This window comes from Prevotella sp. P5-50, from assembly GCF_002251295.1.
Taxonomy (GTDB): domain Bacteria; phylum Bacteroidota; class Bacteroidia; order Bacteroidales; family Bacteroidaceae; genus Prevotella.
Genome location: NZ_NPJA01000024.1, coordinates 72,693 through 90,443, shown reverse-complemented (window position 1 = coordinate 90,443; position 17,751 = coordinate 72,693). Strand labels below are relative to the sequence as shown.

At 46.8% G+C, this 17,751-nt stretch carries 14 protein-coding genes and 1 pseudogene; 4 read left to right on the top strand and 11 right to left on the bottom strand.

The window, feature by feature from the left end; genetic code table 11:
- Positions 1–489: 489 nt before the first annotated feature.
- Positions 490–1,455: a LytTR family DNA-binding domain-containing protein gene (locus CIK88_RS06720; protein ID WP_158214656.1), complete on the bottom strand. Its 966-nt coding sequence runs from the start codon at positions 1,453–1,455 to the stop codon at positions 490–492.
- Positions 1,456–1,641: 186 nt separating this feature from the next.
- On the opposite strand from CIK88_RS06720, the gene CIK88_RS06715 reads away from it, so the two are divergent.
- From CIK88_RS06715 to CIK88_RS06705, 3 genes are all read left to right on the top strand, one after another.
- Positions 1,642–3,828, top strand: a complete 2,187-nt coding sequence (locus tag CIK88_RS06715) for a TonB-dependent receptor domain-containing protein (protein WP_158214655.1) — start codon at positions 1,642–1,644, stop codon at positions 3,826–3,828.
- Between the two features lie 109 nt (positions 3,829–3,937).
- Positions 3,938–4,270: a heavy metal-binding domain-containing protein gene (locus CIK88_RS06710; RefSeq protein ID WP_094391715.1), complete on the top strand. Its 333-nt coding sequence runs from the start codon at positions 3,938–3,940 to the stop codon at positions 4,268–4,270.
- A gap of 37 nt (positions 4,271–4,307) precedes the next feature.
- A complete protein-coding gene (locus CIK88_RS06705; RefSeq protein ID WP_094435361.1) occupies positions 4,308–5,318 on the top strand; it encodes an acyltransferase in 1,011 nt (336 codons plus the stop codon).
- A 299-nt stretch (positions 5,319–5,617) separates the two neighbouring features.
- On the opposite strand, the gene CIK88_RS06700 is transcribed toward CIK88_RS06705, so the two are convergent.
- The 3 genes from CIK88_RS06700 to CIK88_RS06690 form a co-directional block, all read right to left on the bottom strand.
- The gene (locus CIK88_RS06700; protein ID WP_094435359.1) at positions 5,618–6,079 is read right to left on the bottom strand and encodes a hypothetical protein; all 462 of its coding nucleotides are present in this window, start codon (positions 6,077–6,079) and stop codon (positions 5,618–5,620) included.
- 79 nt (positions 6,080–6,158) lie between these two features.
- Complete coding sequence (locus CIK88_RS06695; RefSeq protein ID WP_173815649.1) at positions 6,159–7,184, bottom strand: nucleotidyl transferase AbiEii/AbiGii toxin family protein; 1,026 nt, start codon at positions 7,182–7,184, stop codon at positions 6,159–6,161.
- Complete coding sequence (locus CIK88_RS06690; protein ID WP_094435357.1) at positions 7,171–7,782, bottom strand: DUF6088 family protein; 612 nt, start codon at positions 7,780–7,782, stop codon at positions 7,171–7,173. The genes CIK88_RS06695 and CIK88_RS06690 overlap by 14 nt, the downstream gene beginning before the upstream one ends.
- A 1,067-nt stretch (positions 7,783–8,849) precedes the next feature.
- On the opposite strand from CIK88_RS06690, the pseudogene CIK88_RS12595 reads away from it, so the two are divergent.
- Positions 8,850–9,002, top strand: a pseudogene (locus CIK88_RS12595) (KilA-N domain-containing protein); the annotation flags it as partial.
- A 254-nt stretch (positions 9,003–9,256) separates the two neighbouring features.
- Here the strand turns inward: CIK88_RS12595 and CIK88_RS06680 are convergent.
- The 7 genes from CIK88_RS06680 to hisD all read right to left on the bottom strand — a co-directional run bounded on the left by CIK88_RS06680 (position 9,257) and on the right by hisD (position 17,749).
- Entirely contained in the window at positions 9,257–9,643 is a 387-nt protein-coding gene (locus CIK88_RS06680; protein WP_094435355.1) for a rhodanese-like domain-containing protein, read from the bottom strand.
- Positions 9,644–9,846: 203 nt separating this feature from the next.
- On the bottom strand, positions 9,847–12,273 hold the full coding sequence (locus CIK88_RS06675) for a glycoside hydrolase family 2 TIM barrel-domain containing protein (RefSeq protein ID WP_254046863.1): 2,427 nt from the start codon (positions 12,271–12,273) through the stop codon (positions 9,847–9,849).
- A gap of 27 nt (positions 12,274–12,300) precedes the next feature.
- The gene (locus CIK88_RS06670; RefSeq protein WP_094435351.1) at positions 12,301–12,714 is read right to left on the bottom strand and encodes a secondary thiamine-phosphate synthase enzyme YjbQ; all 414 of its coding nucleotides are present in this window, start codon (positions 12,712–12,714) and stop codon (positions 12,301–12,303) included.
- Positions 12,711–14,180, bottom strand: a complete 1,470-nt coding sequence (locus tag CIK88_RS06665) for a Na+/H+ antiporter NhaC family protein (protein WP_254046862.1) — start codon at positions 14,178–14,180, stop codon at positions 12,711–12,713. Before CIK88_RS06665 ends, CIK88_RS06670 begins: the two co-directional genes overlap by 4 nt.
- A gap of 43 nt (positions 14,181–14,223) precedes the next feature.
- Complete coding sequence (locus tag CIK88_RS06660; RefSeq protein WP_371591519.1) at positions 14,224–15,411, bottom strand: MFS transporter; 1,188 nt, start codon at positions 15,409–15,411, stop codon at positions 14,224–14,226.
- A gap of 11 nt (positions 15,412–15,422) precedes the next feature.
- The gene (gene hisC / locus CIK88_RS06655) at positions 15,423–16,466 is read right to left on the bottom strand and encodes a histidinol-phosphate transaminase (protein WP_094435346.1); all 1,044 of its coding nucleotides are present in this window, start codon (positions 16,464–16,466) and stop codon (positions 15,423–15,425) included.
- On the bottom strand, positions 16,463–17,749 hold the full coding sequence (gene hisD / locus CIK88_RS06650; RefSeq protein ID WP_094435344.1) for a histidinol dehydrogenase: 1,287 nt from the start codon (positions 17,747–17,749) through the stop codon (positions 16,463–16,465). Before hisD ends, hisC begins: the two co-directional genes overlap by 4 nt.
- Positions 17,750–17,751: the final 2 nt, after the last annotated feature.

The window sequence follows — 17,751 nt, the reverse complement described above, 5'->3', positions numbered from 1 at the left end:
CAGCTGCAAAATTACCAAAAAGGGCTGACTCCGCAAATAGGAATCAGCCCAATTTTTTATTTTTCGAGACTTACATGTGCATGCATATACGCATACGCAAGTGACGAAGTTTTAGCGGACAACAATAAATATAAATCTCAACTGAAAATGCGCTCGAGTTCCTCGCTTCTGGGAGGAATTTTATTATGGATCGCCTACGGCTCGACATCTTAACTATAATCTTTACAAGAATTTAACTATAATCTTTACAAGAATTTAACTATAATCTTTACAAGTTGTGTCACAGATTATAATCAATCATCATCAATCAATAATCAACCTAATCAGAGCCTTTGGCTCTTAATCTGTGCCAATCTGTGCTAATCTGTGGTCTGAAAAACCTGACTATGCTCTGAGTCTTTTTTGTCCACAGATTATCACAGATTTTTAAATATCAAAGATATTTTAATTATCACAGATTATCACTTCAGAAAGTCGAGTAACTTATTATTATTCTCTGTGCCTCTGAGTCTCTGTGTTCAATAATAACTTTTCCTTTACCACAGAGGTGTTGTTGCGCGATACGGGGATGGGTTTGTCTGTACCGAATATCTGCAGCTGATAGGCAGAGTTGCGATTAGACATCGACACGACGAAGTTGAGATTGACGATGAAGGCGCGATGACACTGCACCATAAACGGTTCGCTGCCAATACTCTCCATAATCTGCTTGAGCGTGATTCGCATCATCTTGTGGCGCACCTCGTCTGATTCCATATAACATATATTGGCATAGTTGGACATCGACTCTACATATATTATATTAGAGGGAGGAAGAATGAGTGTGCTGTTGCCCGTGGCTCCCACGAGGTGGCACTGGCGCACTTCCTCGCAGGGAGTATTGTCGCTTGTTTCATCCTCCTTTTCTGTCTGTTCGGCAATGGCTTTCTGCCGTTCCTCAAGCAGGGCATTGATGGTGCGCACCTCTTCGAGCTGATGGCGCAGATGCCAGTTGCGGTTGCGCACGTAGGTGCCGATATACAAGAATATGCATGTGGCTGAGACGTAGTATATGTAGTCAAAGAAATAATCAAGGTGAAATTGTTCGTCGTACCACCAGGGTTCGATGGGATTATTGTAGAAGAAGAATCCCCCGAAGAGAGTGAGTGCGAGGGCGAGGATGGGGATATTGATAAGATAGTTGACGATAGAGTTGCGATGGACAGTGTTGAGCGGCAACTTGGGGTCCATGGGCATGTGGAGAATGTGGGCAGTGAATATACAGGTTATCATACTGACCGCAGTGGTGATGACACTCTGTGCGAGGAAGAACAGAGGGCGACCTTCGTGGATAGTCTCGACATTGAATGGCATGGTGAGCCATAACAAAAGGAATACGAATATGCCGGCATACACGCTTTCGTGAATGATGCGGATGTTTATTGGTTCTTTTAATCGTCTTTTCATCATCGTCATAATTTCAAAAACGATTGCAAAGATACACCATTTATCCCATATTTCCACATATTTGGGACAAATGGTAGGGATATGTGACGAATGGAAGACGTAATATCCCATTTCCTCTGCCTTATATCCCACGCTATTGCAGAATCTAAATATCCAACGTAACTTTGCAACGGAAAATTTTTAATGAACAAAGATATGACGACATTGAAATTATGTTTGGCGGCAATCGCCGCAATGTTGGGAGTGGCAACAGCCAATGCCCAGACGGAGAAGAAAGATTCGGTTGGCTATTCGCTCAACCTGCAGGAGTTTGTGGTGAAATCCACTGCTCCGCGAACAAAGATGAGAAACGGTGCGATGGTCACTCGCATTGTGGGTTCGCCATTGGAGTCGGCGGGTTCGGTTGAGGACATGCTCTCGCGTGTGCCTGGTATGATGCGTATGGGTGGTCAGTTGCAGGTGATAGGAAAGGGTTCACCTATTTATTATATTAACGGACGAAAGGTGCAGGACCTTGAGGAACTGAAAAGATTGAGAAGTCAGGATATACGTGAGGTGGAGGTAGTCAACAGTCCGGGAGCTGCATACGATGCCTCGGTGAACGCCGTGGTGAAGATAAAGACGCGTCGTCAGCAGGGCGAGGGGCTCAGCGGTCGATTTGACGTGAGCGATGAACAGGCATTGAAATCGGGCAACAACAACCTGACGTCCACCCTCAATCTCAACTATCGTCATGAGGGACTTGACTTCTTCGGCGGTGTGACATTCCAAAACGACTATCTCGATGGTTATAGGTCTCTGCTCGAGCAGAACACATACCTCAAGCAGAATACAAACTCAATTGTTTCCCATACCCAGACAGGATATACCCAATCCGACCAGAAATTTTCGCGTATGTTCTTCAATGCGGGAGTCAACTGGCAATTTGACGATGACAACTTCATTGGAGTGAAGTTGGAGAGAGGTATATGGTTGAAAAACCGCTACTGGTTTGCGATGGAGGAAGACGTGCTGCGCAATGGTGTGAAGGAGGATTACCTAAAGTCGGAGAGCGACATCAAATACAAGAATCCGAATACAATGCTCGTCAATGCATATTACAATGGAAAGATAGGCAAATGGGGTATTGACGCCAATGTGGATTACTACTCGCAATGTGACAAGAATGACAATCATGTCAACGAGCAGGCAATGTCGGGTATGCGCACCGTGGAGTCGATGACCGAGAACAAGAGCCACCTCTTTGCCGCGCGACTTATTGCCGAACATCCTCTTTGGACAGGCAAACTGCAGTTGGGTGGTGAAATGACCACCGTGTGTCGCGACAATGACTATCGCATCAGCGGTGTGGATAATATCTTCGATAGGATGTCGAAGGTGAACGAGCAGAACTATGCCGCTTTCTTCGAATATGGCATCATGATACCCAAGGCAGGAATGTTGACTCTCGGAATGAGATATGAGCATGTGGCATTCGACTTCGATGATAAGACCGACCCATCGCGCTCGGTGAAGAGAAATCATGACGATTTCTTCCCCTCGTTATCTTTCGGCACTCGCCTCGGAACCGTGGAGATGCAACTAAGCTATGGCGTAAAGACCACACGCCCGTCATACTATCAGTTGAGAAGCGAAATCGACTATGGCAGCAAATACACACTGCAGACGGGTAATCCTCTGTTGGAAAACGAGATACGCCACACCCTCGACCTCTCGGGACGATGGAAATGGATAGCCTTCAATGTCAACTACCTGCATATCAAGGATGCCATATACGACTGGACATCGCCCTACGACGACAATGGAGTGGTTATGATTGGCATGGTGAACTTCGACCGTCCTATCGACGTGTTCTGTGCCTTCGTGAACTTATCTCCCACAGTGGGAGTGTGGACCACGAGCAATACAGTGGGAGTGCAGAAGCAGTGGCTCTCGTTTAATCTCGACGATCCGCGCGAGGCAACAGGCAAGCGCCATGTCACTTACGACAAACCTATGCTGATATTCAATAGCGACAATGCCTTCAGACTGAAACGCGACTGGCAGTTGGAACTCAACTCGCAGTTCTATAGCAAAGCCCACTACCGCAACGTGCGCCTGCTGCAGGCATATTGGAACTTGACCGCCGCAGTGCAGAAATCATTCCTAAAGGACAAGTCGCTCGTGGTGCGCCTCTCATTCTGCGACATATTCAACACGGCAAAGCAGGATGCGGTTATCGACCTCGGCAACTATACGCTGAAGCAAGGCGACGTATTTGGAGAGGGACGCGGCAACTACAGTTTCCATCGTGTGGCACTGTCGGTGCGCTATGCCTTCAATGCCACCAAGAGCAAGTATAAGGGCAAAAGTGCAGGCGAAGCGGCAATCAAGCGTATGTAAAGATGTCACAGGGACAGGTCATTGACATCATTATTTTGTAGTAAATCGTTGACGTTTATCGTCTAATGAATAAAAAAAATTTTGTTTCACATTTTAAAACGAGATGATTATGATAGTAACAACAACGCCCACTATTGAGGGGCATCCAATTAGAGAGTATAAGGGTTTGGTGACTGGTGAAACCATCATTGGCGCCAACTTCGTGAAGGACTTCTTTGCCGGCATCCGCGATATCGTAGGCGGACGCAGTGGCTCATACGAGAGCGTATTGCGCGAGGCCAAGGACATAGCATTGCGCGAGATGCAGGAGCGTGCACAGATGATGGGAGCCAATGCCGTCGTAGGTGTCGATCTCGACTATGAGGCTCTCGGGGCCAACGGTTCGATGCTGATGGTGACGGCAAGCGGTACTGCAGTAGTGATATCTTCGTTTGTTGAATAACTGATACACGATTACACAAGCATACTTACCTAGTATTATGGTACGACTGAATTATCTTGATAATCTGAAGGTGGCATTGACCTTCTTGGTTATATTCCATCATGCGGGACAAGCGTATGGTGACGGTGGCGAGTGGGGATATACTCCTTCAAATCCTGCGGAGGTGATGCCTTGGATATGGCATTTCTTCTCTACTAATGCTGCGTTCTTCATGGGGTTGTATTTCTTCATATCAGGGTATTTTATACCTGGCAGTTATGACAGGCAGGGATTTGGCACCTTTGTCAGGAAGAAAATACTTCGTCTCGGAGTTCCATTGTTGTTGATGGGTGGTCTTTTGACATCCGCTACAGGAAAAGTCGAGATAGCCCACATGTGGTTTGTGGAAAGTCTTTTGATATTCAGCTTCTTCTATGCCGTAGTCAGGAAAAGATGCCCGGCAATATCTAAAGACTGCGACTCACGACCGACGCTAATAGGACTGTTTATAGCAGCATTGGTTATGGGCATCGGTAGTTATTTCATTCGTCAGGAGAGTCCACAAGATCATTGGATCAGTCTTGGTGTTTGGAAATTTGAACCAGCTCACTATCTTCAGTATGTCATGATGTTTGTATTGGGCATACTTGCCTATCGATTTGACTGGCTCGACAAGATGACCAAGACGACGGGTGTTGTGGCATTGTTGATAGGTGGAGCATTGGCTATAGGAAACTATTTCCGACAAGACGGTGAGTGGAATGATTTCGTTTGGCAATGGTTTGGAATCTATGAGTCGCTGATGTGCGTTTTCATCAGTTTTGGCTTGTTATGGCTGTTCCGCGAGAAAGTCAATATGGGCAATAAAGCACTCTCTTGGCTCTCGGCTCAGAGCTATGGCGCATATATAGTCCATTTGCCGTTGATGATTTGTATTCAGAATATGTTTGATGGTGTATGGATGGGAGCCTTTGGCAAGTTTATGTTCGTCGGTGTTGTCTCAACTGTATTGTCATTCGCCTTCACATGGTTATTGCGCCTGTTGCCGGGAGTGAAAAGGGTTTTATGAATGATATTTCTTGCCCGATGTCACAGTGACAGGTCATTGACATCATGACTTATAATTCTTACAGCTTACAGTATTACAGTTTTTGAAAAGGAAAAATAGGTTTCGGATTCTTAAAACACGAGGACAGGTTTCTGTTTCTTGGACAACGCTAATTCACACCAGGCGTTACAGTTTGACAGTTGACAGTTTCCAAAAACGATTTTTTGCGTTACAGATAACAGATAACAGTTTTTAGAAAGCAAAAAAACTTGATGTCATTGACCCGTCCCCGTGACATCTCGTCCCCGTGACATCTCTTGCTATTTGTTTTTAAATTTGATAAGTTCTTCCTCGCATTGTGCAATGAAATCATTACAACTACCTTCAAATCCCAACTCTGGGGCAAGTATATCTGTTTTACTCATTTTAATGGATAGTTTCATGTTCCATCTTTTAATCAGATTTGCAGCTGCTAATCTTTCTTCTACATTGTTTGTGAACACCAATACGCCTCCATTCCATTTGCCGAAACCCTCGATGTTTTCCCAATGTATCAAGGTCTTACCGATAAGAAGGCCTTCGTTAAGTATCAGAACCCAGCATCTTCCTTTTATATTATAAATTAGGTCTCGAACAAAGGCATACGTTCCTCCTATTCCGAAAAAGAACGTGCCAAACATCCAATGATTATATAAAATGTCAAATCCGTTTTTAGCGCACAGAAAAGGGATGTCACGGTCAGTAGAATTGTAAAAAACAATTGTTTGACGAGTTTCACCCATCTGTTGTTGAGTATTGTTCTCATTTTTTATATTATTACATTTCTGTATTATAGTGTTTTATGCAAAATTTGTTGCTGTATCAACATACAGAATTAGAACTCCGGAACCTTTCTTGAAGTTCTAACATGGCAGAAATGAGTTCATCAAATGAAGGTTTATCACCATAGATCATCGTCTCCATCATTGCCTCATAGTCAGCTTTCCACGCGTCAATTATATCTGGACGTGGCACCAACTGCATTCGTTTACGGACTTCTGGTGTATAGTCCATTCCACTTACAGAAGTGAATATCTCACGATGATGACGAATACTTTCCCATAATTGGTCATCACTGGCTGCTTTCACCGCAAAATCCATGTTCATCATACGATACAAGTCATACAAGTGACGGCTCTTACGTTCTGCTTTAAGTCCATGACCTTCAACTGAGAACATTTCGTGAATGAGAAACACCTTTTCGAGGAAAGTCTTGCCAGGGATAGACGTTGCAACTTCTGAATCAACGAGTGAAGTCTGGATTGCTGGGAACTGCTGTTCAAGCATACTTTGGATATGGCATTTCTCATTGGGCTCAAATAGTGACCTTGAACCAATTTCCAACATCACAACTGGTTGCAGATATGTGGCAACATCTGCTAAGGCACTTTTATATCGGATGAAGATTTTGCGTGGTTCAGGATATGTTCCATCACCTTCACCGTCAGGTTCTGCATCCATGGTACAAAGCTCTGCAAGACCATATTCTTCAATTTTCTTCTGAAGTTCTGTGGCAAATTGTTCCCTAACAAATATGGAAGAAGCTTTGCGTAGCTTCTTGATTTTCTTCTTTGTAAGGTCGCCTTCAAGATCAAATAAAGACCTATCAACAGCAAGATCAATGTCCTCTGAGAAACGATTGATAACTCCCCAAACTTTGGACAGAGACGTACCTCCCTTGAAAATCAATTTATCTGCAAAAGGCAGAGTGAATACTATTTGAAGAATAGTTGAGACCCAAACATCCTTCTCTATGGCTTGTGGTGGTAATCCGGTCTTAGGAGATGTTTGATTCAACACCATGATTTGCTGCTCTTTTGACAATAAGAAAAAGTTATTCTTGTTCATATGCTTTCATCACTATATTTCTAATCCATACAGGCATTAAAGCCAAATCCTTGACAATGCTGTCTTTATTTTCTAATCTGAGTAATTTATGAATATGGTCTATCTGGTCTTTTGTAACATTACTCTGCCCATAGTCTTTGAGGGCATACGTAATGAGCATAGCCAATTTGTTCTGAAAGGAAATATTCTTTGAAGATGTCTGCTTAAATTTTACTTTGATATTTCCCAAAACTGTTAAATTCTTGGCATAGCCATTGGTAAGGAACACATAATTCATAGGAACCTGCGTAGAAAGACCTAATATATTCTGTGCATGTACACCTGTTGGTACAACTTTTATATGGTCACGCTTGGCTATTGCATTTACAATATCATCGACAGATGGTAAGATTACCCCAAGTCCCAATAGCTTGTCAATTTTAGGATAACAATATATACCCCGGGCAACATTTATAATAAGCTCTTTGGACTTTAATATCTCAAGAGCCTTGCGTATGTTATCCGATGATGAATAGCGAGCAAACCTATCCGGAAAGAATACAGTACCCCTTCCGCACTTCTTTAAGCTGCTAAGTATTTTATTCTCAATCGTTACCATTGTAGTTTAATACAAATCTATTCACAAACTTATCAAATATTTGTGAATGCAAAGTTACTACTTTTATTTCAATATCAATCAAATCATAGAGAAAAAATGAAGATTTTTATAATTTTTCTCCATAAATGCAAGATATATTACTCACTTTTGACTGATTTTCTCAGATGTCACAGTGACAGGTCATTGACATCATGACTTATAATTCTTACAGCTTACAGTTTTACAGTTTTTGAAAAGGAAAAATAGGTTTCGGGATTCTTAAAACCGAGGACTGTTCCTGTTTCTTGGACAATGCCAATTCACACCAGACGTTACAGTTTGACAGTTGACAGTTTCCCAAAATGAATTTTTTGCGTTACAAATAACAGATAACAGATAACAGTTTTGGGAAACGGTATTTTTTGGGGTAGCCTGAAGGCTAGATGTTTTGGAGTAGCGAAGACAGAGTGAGAGCTCCATTTTATGGCACCTTTTCTCGCCATGGCAGAATTAAAGCGAGCTTTATTCTGCTCATTTGGCTTAACGAAAACGTTCGGTTTCACTATGCTGAGTCACGACAAAACAAACCATAGGTAAATCTTTGGAGGAAATCTTTTTTAAGATATTTCACGCCAGAAATAATATATCATTCAGGATGGATGAAAATAAAATCTTTAACTAAGATGAAGTCTGAAGTCTGAGGTCTGAGGTTTGTCACGCCACGAGAATCTTTAACGAAAATCTCATACCAAAATGCGCAACAGTACGTTGCTCTATAGGAGCGTTTTATTATGGATCGCCTTACGGCTCGAAATCTAAATAAAAATCTTTAGAATAATCTTTAACGAGAATCTTTTTCCGTGTTCTCCGTGTGATCCGTGGATTTTTTTGGGGGTAGCCTGAAGGCTAGATGTTTTGGAGTAGCGAAGACAGAGTGAGAGTTCCATTTCATGGCACCTTTTCTCGCCATGGCAGAATTAAAGCGAGCTTTATTCTGCTCATCTGGCTTAACGAAAACGTTCGTTTTCACTATGCTGAGTCACGACAAAACAAACCATAGGTAAATCTTTGGAGGAAATCTTTTTTAAGATATTGCACGCCAGAAAAATAGTGGTGACCCAAATGGTGTAATAGCAAATTGGATGCGCAATCGCAACACGATAGAATTCCTGGGTATTTGGGAACAACTATTCAATCCAAGTTTTAATCCCCTCGAATTCGAGGGGTTTAGAAAAGAGGCGGTATTCGCATACGGCCTCTTTAAAATCCTTTAAAATATGAAAAATTTATTTCTGTATTTGTACCATTGTACGTTGCAAATATACGAATAATAACGATATGTTCCAAGTTTTTTGGGGTTTATTTTTTTTAGGATGTCATAGGAACAGGTCCATGTCATCAGTCCTAAGCGTTACAAACGTTACATTTACAGTATTACAGTTTCCAAAAAGCAAGGGCTTCATTTGACTTTCTGGCGAAACGGAGCTGTGTGGTATTATCGCATGATTTTCTTGCCGGCTGCCACCCAACCGAGATAGCCGGAGTCGAGCTCAATGACGCGATAGCCATGACGGACAAGAATTTGGGCGGCACGCTTGCTTCGCTTGCCACTGCGACAGTTGATGGCGATGGTCTTGCTGAGGGGAAGGGTTGTGGTGGCGCGTTGCTCAAAGTCGGGGTTGAGAACATCGATGTTGATGGCGCGGTCTATATGACCTGCGGCAAACTCTTCTGACGTGCGCACGTCAAGACGGATGACTGTTGTGTCGGCAATAGCTTGTTCGTAGGCTTCTACCGTCAGACTCTTGAAAGCCTGGCTTTGGGCGTTGCCGGTGATGGTCGTCAGGACCATGGCGGCGAGGGATAGTATCTTTCTTTTCATTGTTTGTTTTGTTTTGTTACTGAACTTTCGCATGTGGGGAAGTTAAGGGAAGTTAGGGAAGTTAGGGAAGTTAGAGAGAAGTTAAGGGACAAATGTCCTACGTCTTACGGCAAAAGGCTATTGTCTCTTAACTTCCCGAGCGACCGTGGGGAGTGATAACTTTAACTTCAATCAATTCCATCAGTTGCGAAACTTAAATTTTTTTATCTTCGTGAGTGCGATGTGCTGCCTTTCCAGATGGTTTGAGGATAGCGTCCTTTACTGTCAACGGTGAGTCTTACATTGCCGGTGTCGCCGGTGGAACGCAGAATGACTAACGCTGAGCCGTGGTAGAGGTGGCGACGGTTGCCGACATGAACCTCATCGGACTGCAAATCGCCGTTGTCTGTGGCAACAATCTCTGCCGGACCTTCTACCTTAAACACCAATGGTTCGCTGACATCCCACACCCGACGTCCTTGGCGGTCAATGGCTGTGATGCGCAGATGTTGCAGGTCTTTCCCGTCAGCTTTCCACTGGCTGTTGTCGGCTTCTATCTGTAAGGCAGTCGCCGCTCCTGTGGTTTCTATCCTGTGGCGAGCCACTATCTTTCCGTTGTTGCGGGCAACAGCCTCCAGGCGCCCTCGCTGATAGACGATACCTCGCCAGAAGATGCGGTTGCGCTGTGTGGGCAATAGGGTGTTGCGCTTCCTGCCTAATGACTTTCCGTTGAGCAGCAGTTCTACTTCCTCGGCATTGGTATAGGTGTAGAGCGAGAGGGTGTCGCCTGCTGTCCTGTTCCAATGATCTGATAATTGGTCAACAGCCACATTGATGCCGTTCCATTCTTCGCTATGCTGCGCATGATCCAGGATGGCGATGTGAACAGTGGGTTCGGTGGTAAACATACTCTTGACGAGATATGCCAATGGCTTGGGTTGCAAGGAGATGTCGAACACCCCTTGGTTCCATCCCTTGACGGGCCACCCCATGCTTTCGCCAAGATAGTCGATAGCACCCCAATATGCCAGTCCGACCACCCAATCGTGGTTCATGCCGAAAAAGTTGGTGCCTATCATCGAGGTGTTGGCCTCACTTTGATAGAAGATATGGTCGGGATAACGCTTGCGGTCTCCAGGGAAGTACTGGTATCTGTAGTTGTAGGAGGCGATGTCTGTTGCGATAGCCAACGGAGCCGGCAACGAATCGGTTTCGAGACTCCTATAGCGTGGATGCATGGCTACGGTGGTGGGACGTGTGGTGTCGTAACGGTGCAGCAGGGTTCGCATGAGGCGGTAGGCGGTAACACCCCAATCGTTGAAGGGGAGGTCGGACCGCTGTTGCAGTTCGTTGCCTAAGCTCCACATGACGACGGAGGGGTGGTTGCGGTCGCGCTGCACCCATTCTGTGATGTCGTTCTGCCATAGGTTCTGCCAGGACGTGCGTCCTCCGGCAAACTGTTGCAGCCATTTGTCGTACAGTTCGTTGACCACGATGATTCCGTATTTGTCGCAGAGGTTCAGAAACTCTTCGCTATATGGATTATGGGCAGTACGGACGTGGTTGTAGCCAAACGACTTCATCAGTTGCAGCCGCTTTTCAATGGCGCGAGGGTAGGCTGCCGCTCCCAATGCGCCGAGTGTATGGTGATTGGCAAAGCCCTTGAGCAGCACTTTCTTTCCGTTGATGCGCAGGCCGTATTGTGGAGAAAACGCGATGGTTCTCACGCCGAAGGACTGCGATACCTGGTCGAGGGGCTGGTGCTGACGGTTGTAGATCGTGACGATGGCGGTGTAAAGGTACGGACTTTCACACGACCAGAGCTGTGGATGCTGAAGGGTTATCGTGTCCAACGGATATTCACGCTGTCGCCAGCGTGGCGAGTAGTGGAGGGGTTGTTCGTGTTGGGCAACGGTCTGTCCGCTCTGGTCAACGATCGTTACTCCGACGGTCAGGGGTTCTGCCTTTCTTTTGTTGAACAGCTCCGCTTGAATGCACACCTGTCGGTTGTCAACGGTTGTGATGAATAAAGGGTGGCGTGCAAAATGCGTGTCTTTATTGCTGATGATCAAGCGCACGTCACGATAGAGGCCGCCACCGGTGTACCATCGTGAATTGTCGGGAGACTGGGTGTCAGCCCTGACGAGTATTTCGTTTTCCTGACCGAAGATCAGCTTGTCGGTGATGTCGGTTTCAAAACCGAGATAGCCGTAGTCTGTGCCTCCTATCCGTTGTCCGTTGAGATAGACATCGCCCACGAGCATGATGCCTTCAACATCGAGCACGATGCGCCTGTTTTTCCAACTGTTGTCTGGGGTGACGGTACGCCTGTACCAACCAACAGCCATCTCCTTGAATCCTCTGCTGCTGAGTCGGCTCTTGGTATTGTTGGCAGCATCATTTTTGTTGACCTTCTCGTCTTGTTGCGGAGCAACCCATGGTTGCGAGATCTGGAAATCGTGGGGCAGATGAACCACTTCCATGCTCTTGTCTTTCAACTCATCGGTGTGGGCCACATCGCCTCTGTAAAACTGCCAGTTGCGCGACAGGGAAATGGTGTCGCGTACGGCGGCTTGAAGCGGTTGGAACAGTAGTCCGCCTGCCATGATCAGCGTTAAAGACTTTGTTTTAATAGATTTATGAAATGGCATAATGCTTAGGCGGTTATGAATTATAGATTATGATATGACGGTGGCGACGATACGTCGTGATCCGCCATGATTGCGAAATTCACAGAGATAGATGCCCTGCCATGTTCCAAGGTTGAGTCTGCCGTGAGTGATGGGAATAGACAGGCTCACGCCGAAGAGCGATGATTTGGCATGGGCAGGCATGTCGTCAGCACCTTCGAATACATGTTGGTAGTATGACTCGTTTTCTCTTACAACATGATTGAGAATCTCTTCCATGTCCGTTCTCACATCAGGATCGGCATTCTCGTTGATAGAGAGTGCACATGAGGTGTGTTGTACGAAGAGGTTAAGGAGTCCGGTCTCGGGCATCGGTGCGGGGAGGTTTGCCAGTATCTCGTTGGTCACCAGATGGCACCCCCTGCGTTTGGGGGCAAGGGAAAAGGTGGTTTGCTGTATCATGATGGCGTATTGTTGTTGTCAGTGGATAAATCAGGCTTGTGTCTCACTATCTTATAGCCGATGGAAGCAATGAAGATGCTCATCAACGGGCTGAGGATATTGAAGAAACAATAGGGCAGATAGGTGAACGTGGCAACGCCCAATACCGTGGCCTGCGTCATGCCGCAGGTGTTCCAAGGCACGAGGACGGAAGTGACGGTAACGGCATCTTCCGTCGTGCGACTCAACAGGCAGCGCTCGTAACCCTGACGGTCATATATATCCTTAAACATATTTCCCGTCAGCAGGATACACAGATACTGATCTGCCACCGCAAGATTCATCATCATTCCGGTACAGGCTGTTGATGCTACCATGGTGGTGCGTCCCTTCACCAAATGAACAAAAAGGCGTGTGATGCCGCCTACCATGCCACCTGCCGACATGGCACCTCCGAAGCACATGGCGCAGATGATGAGCCAGATGGTGTCCATCATGCCAGCCATTCCGCGCGTGGAGACGAGTTCAGTCAGTACGGGGATGTCGTCAGCCACAGACGTACTGCCGTAAACGCTCTTCATGGCAGCTTTGAAGAGTGACGGGTCGATGTCGCGAAACACATCGGTCTGGAAGATCAGACCGAAGATGATGGCTGTCAAGGTGGAGAGAAACAGCGTGATCAATGGCGGCCATCGGCGTGCGATCATCACGCCGGTCAGTACAGGGACTGCCAGAAGCCATGGGGTGATATGGAAACGCTGTTCCAAAGCGGCTGTAAACGACATGATGTTCTGACTGTCGTTGGTGGCATACAGAATACCGCCTATGGTAAAGAGTATCAGCGCAATGGTCAAGGAAGGAATGGTGGTGATCAGCATGTATCGGATGTGGCGGAACAAGGGAACGCCCATGCTTCCAGACGCCAATACGGTGGTTTCGGAAAGGGGCGAAATCTTATCGCCGAAATAGGCGCCGCTGATGATGGCTCCGGCAATCCATCCGTCGCTAAATCCCTGTGCGCGTCCGATGCCCATCAGGGCTATTCCGATGGTGGCAATGGTGGTCCACGAACTACCCGTCATAAGGCTTACCAAGGCACAGATGACGCAGGCAGAAGCGAGGAAAATATCGGGATGGATAAGCTGTATTCCGTAGCTGATGAGCATAGGGACAACACCGCTGACCATCCATGCGCCACTTAACGCACCAATGAACAGCAGGATGGTGAGGGCACTTGCCACACTTGCCACATTTTTCGTGATGGCTTTCTCAAAACTTGCCCACGGCACATGAAGGAATACCATTCCGATGAGTACGCAAAGCGCCGATACAGAGAGTAGTGTGATTTGGCTTGCTCCTTCAAGAGAATCGCTGCCAAACGATCGGATGGTGAAGGTCAGCATGATCACCAACACAATTAGCGGCAGTATAGACAGAAAGACCGATGGTCGTTTCTTGAGCGTCAATTCCTTTTTCTTCTTTTCCAATTTTATTAGAATTATAGGGGTGATGGATGTCGTTTGTCCGATGTCAGGATGCCGATGGCTGATCTAAACGTCCTGAGAGGAAGAATCTTCTGGTTCGCACGAAATAGAGCAATACTCCCAGCGCATGAGTGACTGATAAGGTCCAGAATGCGGTAGCGTAGCCTAAGTGCTCGGCAATGGCTCCGCCAGCGATAATGCCTATGCCGACGCCTACGTCCCACGAGATGAGTATGGTGGAGTTTGCCGTGCCCCGCTCGTTGTGGTGTGCCATGGAGATTATCATATTCTGGAAGGCAGGCCACAGGTGTCCGTTGCCTAATCCGATGAGTATGGCTGAGCCGTAATAGCCGACCATGTCAGGACAGGCGACGAAGATGGTGTATCCTGCCAGCGAGAGGAGCATGCCCTCTGACGCATTTTGTGTGAGTTTGCCTTGGCGTAGCGCCTTGCTCCCCTGTAGTCGCGACATCATCAGACCGATGGAACAGAGCAGGAACCACGTTCCTGTTCCTCCGGTCATTCCCAAGACCTGTTTGCCGTAGATCGCCAGATAGTTGCTCAGTACGCCAAAACAGAATCCGAAGAATATCATGTTGAACCCCAGCATCCAGCCACGTGCCAGAAAGAATCTGTCGAGGGAGATGCGCTTAGGTTCCTGGGTGACGGTAGTGGGCTTTAGCCGAACTGTCGCATCCACCATCCAACCGAATGTCGCTATGATCAAAGCCATCCAAAACAGCAATTCGAAATTGTGGGTCTCGGCATAGATATAAATGGCAAATGTTGGTGCGATGGCCATGGCAAGATTATTGCTCAGGCCATAATAGCCCACGCCTTCATTACGTCGTGAGGAAGGGAGCACATCGATGGCTACCGTTGAATTGGCAACCGTGAGCGAACCAAAGGGTCCTCCGTGTAATGTTCTGACCAATGCAAACATCAACAAGGTTCCTGCAGCCAGATATCCTGCAAAGAAGATGGAGAATGCGGCAAAGCATACCATGAGCACCTTCTTTCGAGGAAACGTATCAACAAAATAACCGCTGAATGGCCGGAAGAGTAATGCCGTAACGGTATATCCCGAAAGCACCAGTCCTATCACGTCTTTCGTAGCTCCGAAAGTTTCGCTGAGATAGAGTGGCAGAAGAGGTGTCAGGAGATAGAAGGCAAAGAACAGCGAGAAATTGGCTGTCATGACCTTCACGTAATTGGCATTCCACAGTCTTTCCATGGACATCGGGTTTATTGTACGTATTGCCGTAATGCAGCAATAAGTTCGTTGTTCTCGCTCTTCAGTCCGATGGTCACACGCAGACAGTTATGACATAGTGTGATGCGTGATCTGTTGCGTACAATAATTCCATGATCGACCAGATAGTCATAGATAGACTGTGCATCGGTCATGCGAGCCAGAAAGAAGTTGGCATCTGACGGAAATACCTGTTGGCAAACCGGCAATTCGAGGAATGCTTTCATCATGCGAACTCTCTCGTCGAGAATACTTTTCACCCATCTATCCACGTCATAGGGGTTGGCAAGGGCTTCCATCGCCTCTGCCTGTGTCAGTCGGTTGATATTATAGGGGTATTTCACCTTATTAAATATATCGATGATTTCCTTGCTGGCAAATGCCATGCCCAAGCGGATTGCTGCCAATGCCCATGCCTTGCTCATGGTGTTGAGCACAATGAGGTTGGGGTGGGTTGCCAGTTCGCTACGGAACGACTGCTGGCGTGAGAAATCGATGTACGCCTCATCGATGATGACAATACCCTGGAAGCGTTCTACGACATGGAGCATCTCCTGTCTGTCGAGTGAGTTTCCTGTAGGATTGTTGGGCGAACAGAACCATATCAGTTTGGTGTGCTCGTCGCAAGCCTGCAATATTTGATCGGCCTGAAACTGAAAACTCTCGTTGAGCGTCACTGTGCGATATTCCACATTATTGATATCTGCGCACACGCGGTACATGCCGTATGTAGGTTCGATGGCCACCACGTTGTCGCGTCCCGGTTCGCAGAAGATGCGGTAAGGCAGGTCGATAGCTTCGTCGCTACCGTTACCGAGAAAAATATGCTCAGGAGCGACACCCTTGACCTTGGACAGCGCCACTTTGAGTTCTCGCTGGAGTGGGTCGGGGTATCTGTTATTGTCGGTCATGCTGTACGGATTCTCGTTGGCATCGAGAAAGACGTGAGCGTGCTTGCCAGAGTATTCGTCGCGGGCAGAGCTATAAGGTGCGAGTTTCCAAATATTTGGTCTTACCAGTTGTTCAAGTTGTTTCATGCTTTAAGCGATATTATTCTAACTGTCATTGCGTTACGGTGAGCATCAAGCTGTTCGGCTTCTGCCATGAGTTCCACGGCGCGGCCAATTTCCCTGATGCCTTGTTCTGTAAGGTGTTGGAAGGTGACTTTACGGCAGTAGCTGTCGAGATTCACGCCGCTGTAGGCTGTTGCATAGCCATGAGTGGGGAGTGTGTGGTTGGTGCCGCTTGCATAGTCTCCTGCACTCTCGCAGGCATATTTTCCGAGGAAGACACTTCCTGCATTGATGACCATTTCTGCTAAGGCCTCGTAGTCCTCAACCTGCAAAATGAGGTGTTCCGGTGCATAGGCATTAGACAGTTTCATGGCCTCATCGAGATCGCTAACCAAGACATAGTTGCTGTTTTCCAACGCTTTCGCTGCCATTTCCTTGCGTGGCAATGCTTGCAGTTGGCGATTAACCTCCTCTTGTATCTCCTGGAGTTTCTCCTCAGAGGTGGTGATAAGCAACACCTGTGAGTCGATTCCGTGTTCTGCCTGAGACAGCAGGTCTGCTGCTACGAATGTTGCATTGGTCTGGTGGTCGGCAATGACGCATACTTCCGACGGTCCAGCGGGCATGTCGATAGCCACCTCATCGAGACTAACCTGTTGTTTGGCAGCCATGACGTATTGGTTTCCCGGTCCAAAAATCTTATAGACTTTCGGTACGCTTGCCGTTCCGTATGCCATGGCACCTATGGCCTGTACGCCTCCAGCCTTGAAGATTCTGTTGACGCCAGCCACCTGTGCGGCATAGAGAATGGCAGGATTCACCTTGCCTTCGCTGTTTGGCGGGGTGCAGAGTACGATTTCGCTGCATCCTGCAATTTTTGCAGGAGTAGCCAGCATGAGAACTGTGGAGAAGAGTGGGGCAGTACCCCCAGGAATATACAATCCGACTTTTTCGATCGCCACACTTTTTTGCCAGCATTTTACGCCTTGACGCGTTTCAATGGGTTTCCCTTCAAACTTTTGTGCTGCATGAAAGGCATGAATGTTTTCATGTGCCAAAATGATGGCAGCTTTCAGTTTATCATCCAACAGATGTTCTGCCTCGTCCATCTCCTGTGCTGAAACAGCCAAAGAATGGAGTGTTACGTGGTCAAACTGCGCCTCGTACTTCTTGACAGCCTCATCGCCATGCTCTTTGATGTCGTCGAGCACCCCAGTCACCGTGGCATGGAGCTTGGAGAGGTCCAGATGTGGACGCTGGATAATTTCTTTCCATTCGTTTTGTTGCGGGTATCGATAAGTTCTCATAG